17 protein-coding genes and 2 other annotated features (1 of these 19 cut by a window edge) are annotated in these 16,884 nt (G+C 37.4%); of the genes, 3 read left to right on the top strand and 14 right to left on the bottom strand.

The window, feature by feature from the left end; all coding sequences use genetic code 11:
- Positions 1 to 75: 75 nt before the first annotated feature.
- Together ACXY7N_RS05135 and ACXY7N_RS05130 are read right to left on the bottom strand one after the other, a co-directional pair.
- Positions 76 to 564, bottom strand: coding sequence for a GNAT family N-acetyltransferase (locus tag ACXY7N_RS05135; RefSeq protein WP_016133925.1), 489 nt, complete (start codon positions 562 to 564; stop codon positions 76 to 78).
- Between the two features lie 102 nt (positions 565 to 666).
- Positions 667 to 2,001, bottom strand: a complete 1,335-nt coding sequence (locus ACXY7N_RS05130; protein ID WP_016133924.1) for an FAD-dependent oxidoreductase — start codon at positions 1,999 to 2,001, stop codon at positions 667 to 669.
- 200 nt (positions 2,002 to 2,201) lie between these two features.
- Here ACXY7N_RS05130 and ACXY7N_RS05125 point away from each other — a divergent pair, with 200 nt between their 5' ends.
- A complete protein-coding gene (locus ACXY7N_RS05125) occupies positions 2,202 to 2,630 on the top strand; it encodes a hypothetical protein (RefSeq protein ID WP_016088839.1) in 429 nt (142 codons plus the stop codon).
- 37 nt (positions 2,631 to 2,667) lie between these two features.
- Here the strand turns inward: ACXY7N_RS05125 and ACXY7N_RS05120 are convergent, their stop codons facing one another.
- Entirely contained in the window at positions 2,668 to 3,903 is a 1,236-nt protein-coding gene (locus ACXY7N_RS05120) for a TcaA 3rd/4th domain-containing protein (RefSeq protein WP_098885270.1), read from the bottom strand.
- A 19-nt stretch (positions 3,904 to 3,922) separates the two neighbouring features.
- Positions 3,923 to 4,708, bottom strand: a complete 786-nt coding sequence (locus ACXY7N_RS05115; protein ID WP_016088841.1) for a zinc ribbon domain-containing protein — start codon at positions 4,706 to 4,708, stop codon at positions 3,923 to 3,925.
- A gap of 196 nt (positions 4,709 to 4,904) precedes the next feature.
- On the opposite strand from ACXY7N_RS05115, the gene ACXY7N_RS05110 reads away from it, so the two are divergent.
- The gene (locus ACXY7N_RS05110; RefSeq protein WP_116363186.1) at positions 4,905 to 5,738 is read left to right on the top strand and encodes a hypothetical protein; all 834 of its coding nucleotides are present in this window, start codon (positions 4,905 to 4,907) and stop codon (positions 5,736 to 5,738) included.
- Between the two features lie 14 nt (positions 5,739 to 5,752).
- On the opposite strand, the gene ACXY7N_RS05105 is transcribed toward ACXY7N_RS05110, so the two are convergent.
- On the bottom strand, positions 5,753 to 6,436 hold the full coding sequence (locus tag ACXY7N_RS05105) for a DUF2278 family protein (protein WP_016088843.1): 684 nt from the start codon (positions 6,434 to 6,436) through the stop codon (positions 5,753 to 5,755).
- Positions 6,437 to 6,684: 248 nt separating this feature from the next.
- On the opposite strand from ACXY7N_RS05105, the gene ACXY7N_RS05100 reads away from it, so the two are divergent.
- Positions 6,685 to 7,800 (top strand): RNA-guided endonuclease InsQ/TnpB family protein, encoded by a 1,116-nt coding sequence (locus ACXY7N_RS05100; protein ID WP_001142359.1) that lies wholly within the window; start codon positions 6,685 to 6,687, stop codon positions 7,798 to 7,800.
- 263 nt (positions 7,801 to 8,063) lie between these two features.
- Here ACXY7N_RS05100 and ACXY7N_RS05095 read toward each other — a convergent pair whose 3' ends face one another.
- The 9 genes from ACXY7N_RS05095 to trpE all read right to left on the bottom strand — a co-directional run bounded on the left by ACXY7N_RS05095 (position 8,064) and on the right by trpE (position 16,475).
- A complete protein-coding gene (locus ACXY7N_RS05095) occupies positions 8,064 to 9,563 on the bottom strand; it encodes an L-lactate permease (protein WP_016088845.1) in 1,500 nt (499 codons plus the stop codon).
- Between the two features lie 109 nt (positions 9,564 to 9,672).
- On the bottom strand, positions 9,673 to 10,032 hold the full coding sequence (locus tag ACXY7N_RS05090) for a DUF4029 domain-containing protein (RefSeq protein ID WP_016088846.1): 360 nt from the start codon (positions 10,030 to 10,032) through the stop codon (positions 9,673 to 9,675).
- Between the two features lie 74 nt (positions 10,033 to 10,106).
- The gene (gene trpA / locus ACXY7N_RS05085) at positions 10,107 to 10,883 is read right to left on the bottom strand and encodes a tryptophan synthase subunit alpha (protein WP_098560793.1); all 777 of its coding nucleotides are present in this window, start codon (positions 10,881 to 10,883) and stop codon (positions 10,107 to 10,109) included.
- A 3-nt stretch (positions 10,884 to 10,886) separates the two neighbouring features.
- On the bottom strand, positions 10,887 to 12,080 hold the full coding sequence (trpB, locus tag ACXY7N_RS05080) for a tryptophan synthase subunit beta (protein WP_016088848.1): 1,194 nt from the start codon (positions 12,078 to 12,080) through the stop codon (positions 10,887 to 10,889).
- Positions 12,077 to 12,691 carry a phosphoribosylanthranilate isomerase gene (locus tag ACXY7N_RS05075; RefSeq protein WP_488592311.1) on the bottom strand — a complete coding sequence of 205 codons (615 nt, stop codon included), beginning with the start codon at positions 12,689 to 12,691 and terminating at the stop codon, positions 12,077 to 12,079. The genes trpB and ACXY7N_RS05075 overlap by 4 nt, the downstream gene beginning before the upstream one ends.
- Complete coding sequence (gene trpC / locus ACXY7N_RS05070) at positions 12,688 to 13,449, bottom strand: indole-3-glycerol phosphate synthase TrpC (RefSeq protein WP_016088850.1); 762 nt, start codon at positions 13,447 to 13,449, stop codon at positions 12,688 to 12,690. The genes ACXY7N_RS05075 and trpC overlap by 4 nt, the downstream gene beginning before the upstream one ends.
- Position 13,450: 1 nt before the next feature.
- Positions 13,451 to 14,476, bottom strand: a complete 1,026-nt coding sequence (gene trpD, locus ACXY7N_RS05065; RefSeq protein WP_488592310.1) for an anthranilate phosphoribosyltransferase — start codon at positions 14,474 to 14,476, stop codon at positions 13,451 to 13,453.
- Positions 14,473 to 15,060, bottom strand: coding sequence for an aminodeoxychorismate/anthranilate synthase component II (locus ACXY7N_RS05060; RefSeq protein ID WP_488592309.1), 588 nt, complete (start codon positions 15,058 to 15,060; stop codon positions 14,473 to 14,475). Before ACXY7N_RS05060 ends, trpD begins: the two co-directional genes overlap by 4 nt.
- A complete protein-coding gene (gene trpE / locus ACXY7N_RS05055) occupies positions 15,057 to 16,475 on the bottom strand; it encodes an anthranilate synthase component I (protein WP_488592308.1) in 1,419 nt (472 codons plus the stop codon). Before trpE ends, ACXY7N_RS05060 begins: the two co-directional genes overlap by 4 nt.
- A gap of 52 nt (positions 16,476 to 16,527) precedes the next feature.
- Positions 16,528 to 16,772, bottom strand: a binding site (T-box leader).
- A gap of 42 nt (positions 16,773 to 16,814) precedes the next feature.
- Positions 16,815 to 16,884, bottom strand: a binding site (T-box leader); it runs 168 nt beyond the window's last position.

Raw genomic sequence — 16,884 nt, 5'->3', positions numbered from 1 at the left:
CAATCGGGCTTTTAAGGGCCGTTAATTTGGGATAAAGCTACATTTCAAAGTAATATAGTAAGAGCACCTATTTCATTATATTTTAAACGTTTGAACAAGGCACTCTTCATCATCAATTATTTGTTTTCGTTCATCAAATTCAATGTTTAGCTCTCTATATACTTTCTTCCAAAACGTAACAGCTGGTACGTTTTTTATAAGTTCAATAACGAAATATTGTCCTCTTTTCTCTTCTAATACATTTTTAATAACCTTCTTTCCGATTCCTCTTCCCTTATATTGATTCAATATGAAAATATCATTAATACCAAAGTCATTTTCCTTTTTTAAAAATGGACGTTCCAGTAGCAATAAAAACCCTACAATATCATTATCACATTTAATAAAATACGGAGTTATTCCATCATTTACCCAAAACATATGCAAATCTTCGTATTCAAAAAATCCATTTGCCCCCATCGTTATATGAGGAGTAAATGTAGAGAGGTCATGAAGATATAGTGCATACAAATTACGTAATATTTCTTTTTCTGATTCCTGAACTATTTGAAGTGTTACAAACATTTTTAATGATCCCCTTCCCTATATGTAACTATTTCCCAATCCTCTTCATTCGACAAAAATGATTATTCCCCTTTAACGAAAAAAATAGCACTTTAAAAAGTGCTATTCCGCTCTCCTTGCCGCTTGCTGAATCGGATCCCAAACGCTGTTATATGGTGGTGCGTAACTTAAGTCGACATCTTCTAAATCGTGAATACTCATTTTATTGAAGAGTGCCATTGCAATTACATCTATTCGCTTATCTACACCTTCTTCTCCAATTACTTGTCCGCCTAATAATTGTTTCGTATCAGAACGATATAGTAATTTTAAGTAAAGTGGTTTTGCATTTGGATAATAGCCCGCCATATTTGTCGAGTCTACTTTGACTGTTTTATACGGGATATGTAGCTCTTTTGCTTCTTTTTCATTTAAGCCTGTTCTTGCGAGCGTCAAATCCATAAATTTAATAATGCCTGTACCTAGCGTACCTTTAAACGCTCTTCGTTTATCCAGCATATTCAGTCCAGCAAGTCGCCCTTGTTTATTGGCAGTCGTTCCGAGCGGGATATGATCATGAATTTCCTTTATAACATGGTAATGTGTTGCGCAATCACCAGCTGCATATACGTCTTGCACATTCGTTTGCATGTATGCATTTACTTCGATTGCTCCTTTATAATTTGTACGTATATTCGTTCCTTCAAGGAAATCACTATTTGGCTTCACTCCAACCGATACTAAAACAAGATCCGCTTTATACGTTCCTTTATCCGTTTCAATTTGTTCCACTCTTTCATTTCCTTTAAACGCTTTTACATTTTCATTCGTTAAAATTTCAATATTATGTTTATCTGCTTCTTTATGTATATACTCTGCCATATCAGCATCATAAATCGTACCGATATGATTATTTCGCTCAATCATTCTTACTTTTTTTCCTAGTTCTACAAATGTTTCCGCCATCTCTAGACCAATTGCACCGCCGCCAATGATGGTTACATCCTCTACTTTATTCGTTTCTAGCGTTTTTAATATACGCTCAGCATCAGGAATTGTTTTCAAAAGATGAACGCCTTGTAACTCGCGTCCTTCCCATTCCGGCATAACAGGGCGTACGCCAGTCGCAATTAATAAACGGTCATACGGAAATTCAAAAACATCTTTCGTCTCCGTATGTTCTGCGTACACCATTTTCTTTTCCGTATCTACTTTCGTTACTTCATGTCGTACTTTCGCATCAATTCCGTATTTATCACGAAACGTCTTTACATTACGCGCGATTAATTTTTCCGTTGAAGCGATAGCACCACTAATGACATATGGTAACCCACACTGCGCGTACGAATAAATTTCACCTTTTTCTAACGTCACAACATTTGCATTTTCATCGTTTCTAACAATTTGCATAGCTGCACTCATACCAGCTGCATCTCCGCCAATAATGACATAGTTCACTTTACCACTCCTTCTTTTTTACATACTTCTTTACGATTTCCATATTTTATAAAAACAACACCTACCTCCATTGTAAAGAAAGAGAATTTCATCTACAAATTTGCTGCACAAAACTATGTGTAAATAGGTATTCGTCGTGTCTTATAAACAAGATATTTAATATGCTATAACAGTAATAATTGAAAGTAGGTGAAATATACATGTGCGCTGGCCTTCTCGCTCAAACTCCAGAGGAACCGCAAGAACCGAAAGCCGCCATGCCACTTGACCAAGAATTTTCCATTAACGCAACCATATACAGCGCTCGTGCTTGGTCATCTGACAATGATACTTACGCACAAGATATTTGGAAAGGCACTCGCTTCGCTTCAGCCTCACATGCTGGTAAGTCCATATTTCCAAGTGGTACTATTAAAGTTATTAACTTATCTCAAGATACAATAACGGTTACTACATCAGGAGAGTCAGATCATACTCTCAAAACAATCGTAGCACCCTATTCTGAAGTAGCTTTATCACCTAGTTCTTTATCCGCCGTACAGGCTAGTACATCGGGAAAAGCAAGTAAAGTCACATTCCTCTTTCATATCTTTTTTTCAAGGGATCCTGGTTCAGCTAAAAAACCATAGAAAAGGTACAGCTATGCACTGTACCTTTTTCACATGTTTATTCTCTTGCTTTAATCAGTTCCACATTATAGGATTCAATATTGGTTAACGTTCCTGAAAAATACGGATTTTCTCTATACCAAGACTGTTTTGAAAAGTACGCTTGCATATCTTTCGTTTGAAAAATATGTCCATGTCTTGCGTATATTTCATTTCTAGCAATTTTCAACTGTTCTTTCGATAAATATGTTAATTCTGCACTCGTTAGTTTTCGAATATCACTATCCGGGAAGATGAAACCATTATATACATACCGAGTCGTAGGCGGCGGAGTAACATTGTAAACAACTGTTTTTTCCGCACTTTTCTTTTGGAATGGAAGATTATAAGACGAAAGTGCCGTTACCGTTTCTACCTTTGTCGTTTCCCTTCCACTTTCTCCATTTCGTTCTAAATAAATCGTCGCACTTCCATCAGTTGCTACCGGTCCCCACTTAATTTCTTCTCCAGCTAGCGCTGTAACTGGTTTTTGGTTCACGTATAATGTTGCACCAGGCGCGTTCGTTTGAACTGTAATATATTGCCCTTGCAACGTTAAATCTATCGTTACGTTATTTTGACCTTGTTTCATAAGTACAACCTTTTCTTCACGTGATAGTTTTACATAGTCATTTTTATATTCTGATTGAAACACTTGAATTCCTGGGAGAAAAGGTCCATATTGCTTCTCAAACTTTTTATCATCTGACTTATCAATTTCTTTTCCGTTCATTTTTAACGCTACGCCTTTTTCATTTGTAAGCAAAGTTGTATAGTACGTCTTCGCTTTCAATTTATACCGATCAAATAAAAAGAAATACTTTCCGTCTTTTGTTAACGAAAAATCTGTTCTTTCGATTCCACTCCCTTGTTTTTCACCTTTTCTCAAATATTCTTTCAATTCACTCACGTAAGATGGATTTTCTTTTATATATGAAAATAGAGGAGTTAAACTCTCTCTCGTTACAATAACTGATGGATCATCTGTCGTGACGATTTTAGCTAACTTCTCCCCGTCCCTCTCTTGTAAAATCGTAATCATTCGGTCTACTTGTGCCGCCTGCTTATAATACGATGATCCGTACAAATACAATCCAACAATCACTACAACAAGTAACGTTAAGAGTGTAATGCCAACTTTTGTACCGCTGCTCATTTTCTTCTTTACTACAAGACTTTCCCTCTGCTGACCGCAGTTTTGACAAAATTGCACACCGTCTTCAAACTGAGTCCCACACTTTGTACATACATTCATCCATTCAACCACCTTTTCTTTAGAGGCCAGTTAATCCCTGAGTAATGGTTTGAATTATCGTGTTTATGTAAGACCAAAACACGATAAACGTTGCAATTCCGATGAAAACATTTGCGATAAAAAGAGTATAAACAAGATCTAATCCACCGTTATCTAGTTTTACTGTAGCTACAATTATACTAATTCCCATATACGTTGTAGCTAGCCCTAATAAGATTGGTAAGAAGAAGATTAATAAAAAACTAAATAGAAAAGAAAGCACTAATATAGCAATTGCCGGAGTTGCTATCGTTCCCCATATTCCAAATACTTCAAGAAACGAAAACGATGATTTCATCATCTTCCCACTTACAAAAATAATAAATCCGACAAATAAAGTTAAAATTAGTAAAAATAAAAAGACCGTTACAGAGTCCAAAAAGAATGTAGGAGTAGGTATATCTGGTGCAAATGTTTTCGTAACAGCTGCAGCAGCACTCATCATTCTATAAAAAATACATGCTCCTAAAAAACAAATAAGAACAAGACTTACAATTCCATTTCGTACTTCAACCTTGCCGCTTTTCATAATCGCTGTCGGTGCTTTGAAAGCATGTTTAAAAAACTGAAAATACCCACTCGCAAATCGCTTCGCTTGCTCTACCGTTTCATTTGGTCGAGTTTCCTTCGCTTGTACCGTGCGCGCTAGTTCCGTCCCTTCTTCTTGACCACTACTTGCCACTACTTCTTCCATTAACGAGTGTCCACAATTTCCGCAAAACTTTGCCTCTGCTACATTTTCTGTATGACATGACGGACATTTCATTCTCTCATCCCTCCTTAAGCATATACCATATAGGGTGTTACAAATTCAATATATGACTTTGGACATAAAACATGACTACAAGAAAAAGATTCTGAAATCCTTCTTTCAAAAGAAAATATATATGCTAGCATTCTTGAAAAATAATGCTATTATGAAACAGAACAAATAACATTTTTAACAGATTGGATGAAAGACAATGGAAGTGGTAAACTCAATTTTTCAAATACTCCTTACAAGCATAATCCAATTATTTTCCTTAATTGGCGTTATCATTGTAATTGGATTGCTATTAGGTTATTTAGAATCTCTCACACGCTTGTATTGGTCGAGAGCTTTCGGAAGAAAAGGATTCCTTTTAACGGCGTGGATTGGTGTTCCTATTCACGAACTTGGACATGCCATTATGTGTGTACTATTTCGTCATAAAATTGTAGCAACGCAGTTTTTCCCAACAGATACAAGTCAAGGTGCTTTAGGCTACGTACAACATCAATACAATCAAAAAAGTGTATATCAACGAATTGGGAACTTCTTCATTGGAATCGGTCCTATTATTTCCGGTATTACTGCGTTAATCCTTTTAATGCGCTATTTCGTACCAAATTCATATTTCTTATTTAATACAGCTCTCGAAAAAACAATCGCTTCTACTTCTATTAATGTAGAAATGGTTCAAAACATGCTCTTGTCGACGTTTGTATTATTGAAAAGCTTATTTACAATAAGTAATTTATTGAATCCTTCCTTTTGGCTATTTTTATTTATCGCCATTTGTATTTCTGCACATATCGCTTTAAGTAAACCAGATATTAAAGGATCGATAGACGGTGTTATCGTCATGTTTATCGTTTTATTTTTATTCAACATAATAGCAGGACTATTTCAGTACGACAGTAACCAGCTCATTGGAAAAGTGATGAAGTATAATATGTACCTCATTGCGTTTTCTAGTGTGGCTCTGCTGTTCTCTTGTCTTTCTACACTTGTTAGTCTTGGATTTTATAAAATAAGAGGAGGGCGTTCGTTTTGAACGCCCTCTTCTTATCAATTATTCCTCTTATAATCACAATGCTCAACCGGAACGCGAGCATGCCCCTCTTCATCGGTACACCATGACTGTGATTGGAAGGCAAGAAAGATACCGATCCATTCTTCTTCCTTTTCAAAATGAATGAGTATTCCTCCGTCTTGCCATATACCATTATCACCTTTCCATTTCTCTACATTCCCTTGATTCATATGAATATCGTGTATACCGTTTCCTGGTTCGAAATGAAAGTAAGAATCAGGTGTATTTTCTTCTGGTCCCCATCTTTCACCAAACGCGTAAATAGTTGCTTTTTCTTCTATCGCTCGTTTTATATAACGCTCTATTTTTTCATTTAAATCATTATCCACTCCTGCTTTTTCAGCTGGTAAAGGAATCATTTGCTGCGAATCAAATACATTACCTCTTACGTAGTCTAAAGCTACTTTCGGTTCATTGTTTTTTATTTCTGTAAAACCGAATGGTAATGTCGGTAAAATATGAATCGCCTCTGACCTGATATTATCACTCGCAAAATATAAAACTTCTGACGGATAACTTTGCGATTTCACGTTAATTGCAATACGATAGTCTACTTCTGCTTCACCTTGTAAATGAACTTGATAATGAGGTGTTTTCCCTTTTCCAATCTTTGATTGTATAACTGTACCTTTTAACACGCCGTAGTTTTTTAGGGGCATACATTTCATCTCCTATTCATCTAAAATCGGCAAGGATACCCCCTACTTCAATCGTGTGAAGGGCGATAGCCCAACGATAAGTGGGGGAGGAATTGCCGGCAGATACGGTATGGTACGTTAAAAATCGTAAGATTCTGTACCATATCAAGTATCTGAAACTTCCACCTTGCCTCCTACTTTCTCTACTTAAGTTGTTTGCTTTCACTAAAAATCTGTTACAATTTAATTAGTGAAAGGCGGTGAAAATAATGCCTACAATTACTGCAAAAATACAAATCCATGTTTCCGATAATCAAGCTGAAAGTCTAAAGATAACAACGAACGCTTACCGCAAGGCTTGTAATTGGTTATCAAAACACATATTTGAAACAAAGAACCTTAATCAAGTAAATCTCAATAACTTATATTATTCTGATTTGCGAAATCAATTTAGGTTAAAAAGTCAAATGGCTCAATCTGTGATGAAAACTGTAATTGCTCGTTACAAGTCGGCTAAATCAAATGGACATGAATGGTCTTTGATTGACTTCAAACTTGCAGAATATGATTTAGTCTGGAATCGAGATTATTCACTAACCAAAAACCAATTTAGTGTAAACACGCTTGAAGGTCGCCTAAAACTAAATTATGAGCGTAAGGCTATGAAGAAATACTTCAACAGCACTTGGAAATTTGGTACTGCTAAATTAGTGCATAAGTACAAAAAGTGGTTCTTACATATCCCGATGACAAAAGAGTACCAAACATTAGATTTCGCAGATGTAAACAACATCGTTGGTGTTGATTTAGGAATCAACTTCCTTGCAACCACTTATGATAGTCAGGGCAAAACAACCTTCTACAACGGAAATATTGTTAAACATAAGCGTGGTAAATTTAAAGCTACTCGTAAGCAATTACAAACACGACAAACACCATCTTCTCGTAAGAAAATAAAACAAATTGGCTCAAGAGAAAACCGTTATGTAACTGATGTAAACCATCAAATTACAAAGGCACTCGTTGAGGCATACCCTAGAGGTACTATGTTTGTTTTAGAAGACTTAACAGGGGTTCGTTCTGCGACAGAGAAAGTACGAGTGAAAAACCGCTATGTTTCTGTATCTTGGGCTTTCTATCAGTTCCGTCAAATGCTTGAGTATAAAGCTGAATTGAATGGACAAAAGGTAATTGTGGTAGACCCCAAATATACTTCCCAAACTTGCCCTAAGTGCGGAAACATTGAAAAAGCGAATCGTAATAAAAAGCTACACACTTTTAAGTGTAAAAATTGCCAATACCAATCAAATGATGACCGTATTGGTGCGATGAATCTACACCGTAAGGGAATTAAGCATATCAGTGTAGTTACCACAGGAGTATAGCTCTTGTGGTAGGGGCGAAGTCAACCGTCCTTATGCTCCACCATACTAAGGTAGGAGAGCATTGCTCGTTCGTACTACTGGGTAGGAATAAGCGTAGTTGCTCTCTATGAGGGTAGAAGCACTGTCGAACTCCGACAGACGCAAGCCCCCACTTCAAACGACCCGTAAGGGTGTTAAGTGGCGGGTTGTTGACTTAGTAGAAGCTTTTCATATTTAAAACATTATCCAATCGTACAAAAAATCCTCCTATGCTAGGAGGATTTTTAATTTCTCAACATATACCAAAAAATAACCTCTACCACTACAAGCAACACCGCGCCAAAGATCATTAACGTCGTCTTCTTTAATAGTTCATTTTCACGATACGGGATGTTACATAAATACGCACCTAGTGTAATACGTGACGGGCAAGCGATAGTCGCTACTGACGATGCAGTGTTTTGCAGTGTTGTGACGTATTGCCACGGGAGGGCTACGTTTTGCGCCGTTTGCATTTGTAGTTTTATAAACATCGCATTTGATCCTGCGTTACTACCTGTTAAAAAGCCACCGATTCCACCGATGAACGGAGCAACGAAAACGAAAAACGTTCCAAATGTTTCACCAGCTGCTTTTGCAAGTAATGAATGCATACCAGATGCACCCATTAGTTCTGAAATGGCGATAAACATCGTCGTTGTAATCGCAAATGGAATCCATTGTTTTATCGTTTGCGAGAGTGATTGTTTAATAATATGAGATGGAATGCGGAAGAAAATAATAGTAAATAAGCATGTCATACCGAGCCAAAATCCTGGTGAATACAGCATTTCTAATTTGTAAGAGTATGATTTTAGATCAAGGACGGCATATGATCTAAATACATCATGCAATGCTGGAACGAGGCGAGAAAGTAAAATACAAACTGTTAGAAATATATAAGGGCTAATAATTTTTATAATAGACACTTCTCTCTCCGTTGCAGCCGCATGCTCTGTCATTAGATTTTGCGCATTTTTTCCTTTTAATTTAATGATAAGAAAGCCAAATGTAATGGTAACGATAGAACTTAATATCCCGGCTAGTTCCACACTTACGTATGCGTTAGAAAGATAGATTCCGAGAGAAAATAATAGAAAGAAACCGAATCCTTCTTTCCACTTTTCAATAACAGCCTGCCAACCACCAACAACGTGTAAAGAAAGAATGACGAAATAAGCAAACATTGGAACGCTTAGTAGTGCGGTATTTGTTCCAAGTATTGTAAGCGGCATATTTATAAGCTGCGAACCGATAATTGTACCTGTTGCCATTGCGCCCCATGAGCTAGCTAGTAAGCCGATAAATGAAAGTAATACAGCTTGAAACGGTTTATAGCCTAATGAAAGAAAAATAGGTGCCGCAACCATGAAGCCAATTCCGAATCCACTTACTGATTCAATCAGCGGACAAATACCAAAACACATAAGAAGCATTTGTAATAAGCGATCCTGCGTAACTTCTTCTAGAAAACGTGCTACTTGATCGATGTACCCCATTTTGTTCATGAGGTGAAATAAAAAAATACCAAAAAACAAAACATACCCGACAATAAAACAAATTAACCATCCTTTAATCGTTGCGTGCACAGTTTCACTTATCCCTAATTGAAACGTTGGCGAGAGTAAAACGATTCCAACAGATACCACATAAGAAATTAATGAGGACTTTAATGACGTTTGTTTAAATAAAAATAAACAAATGAAAATCATCATAATTGGGATAAGTGCCAACAATATGGCCATGTTATCATCTCATTTCGTTTAAAATACAATTTTTAACTATTATATAACAGATGTTATAATTTTCAATTGTTTTTACAACAGTTGTAAAAAGAAGCCAAACGGCTCCTTTTCACTCCCATTTTCTATTATCCTGAAAAACGCTCTGCTGTCCGACTATTTTGTCTAACACAACAAACACAAGATAAGCACATATTACTTGCAATACAACATTTCCAAATTTCATTAATTCAAATAAATGGATCCATCTGAATAATTCATTTAATAATACAATCGAAACGATACTAAATAATTCTATACTAATCGAAAATATACATATTTCTAAAATAGACTGTTCTTGAATGCGATTTAAGTTAGAAAAGATAAATACATATCCTAAAAATAGAGCCATCAACTCTATTTTCGTCATGCTAATGAGCCAAGCGTATAGTGGTACGGTTAAAAGAAGATATAGTAGTTTTCGTCTTAGCATGCTTTCTCACCCTCTAAGTTATATGTATTTTCTGTATATTTTAACATTTATTACGTAAAACAAAAAGAAGAGACTTATGCCTCTTCTTTTTGTTTTGTTACCTGTATTAACTCACATATTTCTTCGCGTTTTTCATTTTCTAACAGCTCAATGACCTTACTTCCAACGACAACTCCGTCACATATTGTAATCATTTCTTCTACATGTTCCTTTGTTGAAATACCGAACCCTGCTACTACCGGTAAATGCGTATGTGATTTTACTTTTTCTAAGTAACTATGAATCTCACCTTTAAAGTTTTGACGTACTCCTGTTACGCCCGCTACTGTAACAGCGTAGACGAATCCTTCTGATTCACTCGTAATTTTTTCGATTCGCTCAATTGGACTTGTTACAGTTACAAGTGGAATTAAAGCAATATTTGCCTCTCGGAGAAACGGCGCAATAATGTCTTGTTCTTCATACGGTAAGTCTGGAACGATGATGCCATCTACACCTGCTTCTATACAGTTTTCGATGAATCGTTCTTTTCCGAATGCGAGTACTGGATTTAAATATGTCATGAGTACAAACGGAATTTGTACTTCTTTCCTTACCTCTATTAATGCTTGAAAAATACCTTTTACTGTTACACCGCTGTCTAGCGCTCGTTTCCCTGCTCTTTGAATCGTTGGACCGTCTGCGACTGGATCTGAAAACGGAATGCCGATTTCAACGATGCTCGCTCCTGCTTCATCTAGAAAACAAATTCTTTCTTTTAATTTTTCAAGGCCACCATCTCCGCCCATTACGTACGGAATAAATGCTTTCTTACCATTTTCAAACGCTGCTTTAATTTTTTCTACTCCCATTTTTTACACCTCTTCCATATAACGTTTTATACTTTCTACATCTTTATCACCACGGCCGGATAAACAAATGACAAGCCCTTCGTCTTTCTTCATTTGCGGTGCTAATTTTAATGCGTATGCGACAGCATGTGAACTTTCTAATGCTGGAATAATCCCTTCTTTTTTCGTTAATAATTGAAATGCTTCTAACGCTTCATCATCTGTAATCGAATGATAAGAAACGCGGCCAATATCTTTTAGCAAGCTATGTTCTGGCCCAACACCCGGGTAATCGAGTCCTGCTGAAATAGAGTGAGCTTCTTGAATTTGTCCTTCTTCATTTTGCAGAAGATACATCATCGATCCGTGTAAAACGCCAACGCTTCCTTTCGTTAAAGTAGCTGCATGCTTTTCTGTATGAACGCCTTTTCCAGCTGCTTCTACGCCGTAAAGAGCGACTTCTTCATCGTGTACGAACGGATAAAACATCCCCATCGCATTACTCCCACCACCAATACAAGCAACGACTGCTTCTGGTAACTTTCCTTCTAACGCTTCATACTGTTTTTTCGTTTCTTTCCCAATTACACTTTGAAAATCACGAACAATTTGCGGAAATGGATGCGGTCCAAGAACGGATCCCATAATGTAGTGCGTATCATGCACATGTGAAACCCAGTAACGAAGCGCCTCGTTCACCGCATCTTTTAACGTACCGCTACCTGCCGCTACACTTTCTACTTTCGCTCCGAGTAATTCCATTCGGAACACGTTTAATTTTTGACGTCTCACATCTTCTTCTCCCATAAAGATGACGCATTCTAATCCGAGAAGAGCACATACAGTAGCTGTTGCAACACCGTGTTGTCCAGCCCCTGTTTCAGCGACAACTTTCTTCTTGCCCATTCGTACTGCAAGAAGTGCCTGACCGATTGTATTGTTAATTTTATGAGCTCCTGTATGATTCAAATCTTCACGTTTTAAATAAATCTTTGCACCGCCGCAATACTTCGTCATATTTTCAGCGAAATAAAGCGGTGTTTCTCTTCCTACGTACGTTTTTAAATAATGATGTAATTCCTTTTGAAACGCTTCATCTTGCATCGCTTCTTTATATGCTTCTTCTAGTTCTAATACAGATTGCATTAACGTTTCTGGAACGTATCGTCCTCCGTATATACCGTAGTGACCTTTTTCATCTGGATATGCGTAATTCATTTGGAACACTCCTTCGCTTTTATAATAAATTGTTTTATTTTCTTTAGATCTTTCTTTCCTTCTGTCTCTACTCCGCTACTTACATCGACCATGTACGGCTGAATAGTTCGAATCGCTTCTTCTATATTAAGAGCGTTTAATCCACCAGCTAATATCGTTTTCTCTCGCAACTCTTTTGGCATATGCACAAGTAGTTCCCATGAAAATTTCTTTCCATTTCCTCCGTGAAACTTTTCTTTCGGGCTATCAAACAATATATAATCCGTTTCATATGTTTGAGCATTTTTCATATCGTCCTCCGAAGTCACTCCGAGAGCCTTTATAGACAGAATATTCAATCTTCTGATTTGATGATTGTCTTCATCCCCATGTAGTTGCACATGCGTTAACCCGCACTCATCTGCAATTTTCTGTATCTCTTCTACTGATTCATTTACGAAAACACCGATTTTTAATACATTTGCTGGAAGCTCCTGAATGATTTCTTTCGCTAGCCCTGGAGTGATTTTTCGCTTACTTTCTGCAAAAACAAATCCGAGTGCATCTGCTCCGTATTCGCAAGCACATTTTGCTGTTTCCATATTAGTAATCCCGCAAATTTTCACTTTCATATGTTCACCTTACAATCTTCAAAAAAGGTACGAATAGAAGATGATGTCATAAGTGCTTCTCCAACTAATACACCTTTTGCTCCGGCTCGTTTGACGCGAATAATATCTTCCTTTGAATGAATCCCGCTCTCACTAATCCAAAGTAATTTCTCCTCATTTAATCGTTTTCCAAGCTTTTCTGTTTGGCTTAAATCGACTTCAAATGTTTTTAAATTACGGTTATTAATACCGATAACGTGCGGATTTAATTGGATTGCAATTTCTAATTCCTGTTCATCATGAACTTCAACAATTGCTTCTAATCCTTTTTCTAGTACGTAGCTATACAGCTCTTTTAACTTCTCTTTCGTTAACGCCGCTACGATTAGTAAAATAATATCTGCTCCTGCTTCATATGCGCTATCAATTTGAATCTTATCAATTATGAAATCTTTGCATAAAAGCGGAATGCTACTTTCTTCTCTTGCCGTTTGTAAATCATGAAAAGATCCTTTAAAAAATTGACCATCTGTTAAAACAGAAATTGCTCCTGCGCCACAATCTTCGTATGTTTTCACTTGTTTTCGTACATCAACGTGTAAATTGATATCTCCTTTTGATGGTGATGCTCGCTTTACTTCGGCAATAACAGTAAACTGCTGTAATGCTTCTACGAGTGAATGTGTCTTTCTACTTTCTTTTATTGGTGTATAGGTTTCATATAATGCCTCAACTTCCTTTTTCTTTTGGTCTACAATTTTGTCTAAAATCGTCCCCACTTTAATTCACCCTTTCTAATTTTTCATTACTTGTTGCAATTAATAAGTTTAGTTTGGCTAATGCTTTTCCAGAGTCAATACTATGCGCTGCAAGTTTAATTCCTTCTTCAATCGTTTCTGCTTTTCCATTTGCGAAAAGGGCCAGACCTGCATTTAATAAAACAGTATCGCGATAGACGCTCTTTTCTCCGCTTAATACTCCAAGCGTAATCTTTGCATTTTCTTTCGAATTCCCGCCTCTTATCTCTTCGTTTTTCACTATTACGAAACCATATTTCTCAGGTTCAATACTCGTTTCTACTATTTCATTATCTTTTAAAATGACAACATGATTTTCTCCTTGCAATGATGCTTCATCTAAAAAACCACTTCCGTTTACGACAAGCGCTTGTTTTCTCCCTAGTTTCTGTAATACTTGCGCAACTGGTAGTAACATATCTCGTTTATAAATGCCGACAAATTGTGTTTCTAAATTCACCGGATTTGTTAACGGTCCAATTAAATTAAAGATCGTCGGAACGTTTAATTCTTTTCTTATTTTCATAATGCGCCTTAATGCTGGATGCATCGCTGGTGCGAATAAAAATGCGATCCCGACATGCTCTAGTAAATAATCAATTTCGTTTGGCGTACTGCTAATATTTACACCGAGTTCTTCTAATAAATCTGCACTTCCTGTTTTACTAGAAACAGCACGGTTACCATGTTTTGCAACCTTTACGCCAGCTCCTGCCAGTACAAATGCCGATGTTGTACTAATATTAAACGTTTGGGCACCGTCACCACCCGTCCCGCAATTGTCCATCGCTCCTTGTATATGGTTCGAAAACGGTAATGCCTTTTCACGAAGAGCTCGAACAAGGCCGTATATTTCTTCTGCTGTTTCACCTTTCGCTTTCAGTAGGACTAAGAAAGCTGCAATTTCACTTTCCAATATGTTTTCATTTAATAAAAGAAGCCCTGCTCTATACATCTCCTCTTCTGTTAAATGTTTCCCCTCCACTAATTTACGAAGATAGTTATTCATACTCTTTCCTCCTCTTTCACTTCGCCTAAAAAGGCACGTATTAACTTTCCGCCTTCTTCTGTCGCGATTGATTCCGGATGAAACTGTAATCCGAAGAGCGGATAATAATTGTGACGAACTGCCATAATTTCTCCATCGTCCATCGCTGTCGCTAGTATGTCAAAACATTGTGGCAAACTCGCTTGTGCTGCAACCAGCGAATGGTAGCGCATCGCTGTTAGCGGCTGTGTCACGTATGAAAAGATTGACGTTCCGTTATGTTTCACGCGTGATGTTTTTCCATGTTTAATGCGCTCTGCTCTAACAATGTCTCCTCCAAATGCTGATATAATTGCTTGATGTCCAAGGCAAATACCTAATATGGGAACGTTCTTATAAAAATGACGGATGACATCGATACAAACGCCAGCATCCTCTGGTTTTCCTGGTCCTGGTGAAAGCACAATTCCTGTTGGATTCATCCCTTCTAGCTGTTCTATCGTTATTTGATCATTTCTTACGACTACAATATCTTCTTCGTATTCCCCTAACAGTTGATACAAGTTATATGTGAATGAATCGTAATTATCAATTAGTACAATCATTTCATTACCTCCAAGAGCGCTCTCGCTTTATTTAACGTTTCTTCATATTCAGCTACTGGGTCTGAATCATAAACAATTCCCGCTCCTGCCTGAACGTATGCTTTTTCATCTTTTACGACCATCGTTCGAATGGCGAGTGCCATGTCAAGATTCCCTGAAAAACTAACGTATCCAACTGCACCCGCGTATACATTCCTTTTTTCATTCTCTAGCTCATTTATAATTTCCATCGCTCTAATTTTCGGAGCGCCTGACACTGTTCCTGCTGGTAGACAATACGCTAATGCATCAAATCCGCTCATCTGTTTTCGCAATGTTCCGTAAACTTCAGATACAATGTGCATAACGTGAGAATATTTTTCTACTTTCATATATTTATCTATCGTCACAGATCCAATTTCACTTACTCTGCCAATATCATTCCGCCCAAGATCCACAAGCATCATGTGCTCCGCTCGTTCTTTCTCATTTTCTAACAGTTCTTTCTCAATTTCCGCATCTTCCTGCTTCGCTTTCCCTCTCGGCCTCGTACCGGCAATTGGGTTCGTCATCACTTTATCGTCTCTTACTGATAACAAACTTTCTGGCGAGGAACCGAGTACAACATAGTCTTGAAAATCGATATAGAACATATATGGTGATGGATTGGCGATCCGAAGTTTTCGGTATAACGCGAATGGATCACCAATACATTCACTTTGCAAACGCTGGGATAATACGACTTGGAATATGTCCCCGGCGCGAATGTATTCTTTCGCTGTTTCTACCATCACGCAAAATTCTTTTTCCGTTATAGAGGAAGTGAATGATAATGTTGATTTTATTTCAGTTACTTCAACTTCTTCTCCCTGTAGCAATTCCTCTTTGTATACTCGCAGCCTTTCGTATACTTCTTCATAAGAAGCTACATCATCTTCCCTGCATACATATACAAATGATAATTTTTGGCGTAAGTGGTCATACACGATAAACTCACGATATAGTAAAAGGTGTACTTCTGGAATATTCAATGGATCGTGTAAATCCGCTCCAATGTTTTCATATTGCCGAATGACGTCATAGCCAATATAACCAACTGCTCCTCCGCAAAATGGAAATGGGCTGTCTACTTGAGCTGACGCGATTTCTTTTTCTAACACTTGTAGTACGTTACCTTGTAGCTTTTCTGTTTGACCATAAATCGTTCGTTCCACTTCTGTACCAATACTTTTCACTTCACCATACGGATTACATCCTAAGTAAGAATAGCGTCCTTTATCTTGATGAAGCTGGGAGCTTTCTAATAAAAACTTTTTCTTTCCCTTCATACGTCTATATAAAGAAATTGGCGTAATGCTATCTCCTTCTTCTTCAGCGATTACTAAAAATGCTTTTCCTTGTTCGTTTTGCTTCATAAATTCGTCTTTTGTCATCATGCCTTTCACCTCACTCCGAAAAATAAAAAAAGTCCCCTACATATCGAAATATGTAGAGGACGATAAATTTACCGTGGTACCACCTCATGTTGGACGCAAAAGCATCCCGCTTTATTCAGGTACAAAATATATACCTTATCCTTGTAACGGCGGAACCCGGGTTGCCTACTGAAAATAATTGTTCAGCATACCTCTCGTAAGCCCATTCCGTATATGGCACCGCACCGGGCTCCCACCTATCCCCGGCTCTCTGTAACGTCTCCAATATACGTACTCTTCTTACTTCAACGATTTCATTTATTTAATTTTTTGTACACAAAAAGGGAGTACTCATCCTATAGAAAGGACGGGTACTCCCGTGGTGCCACCTTAATTCGTTACAAATGTAACGCACTTTACCGTATCAAAA

The sequence above is a fragment of the Bacillus sp. 5w2 genome, from assembly GCF_054353775.1.
The sequence above is the reverse complement of the archived record's forward strand: the minus strand, read 5'-3'. Positions and strand labels throughout refer to the sequence as shown.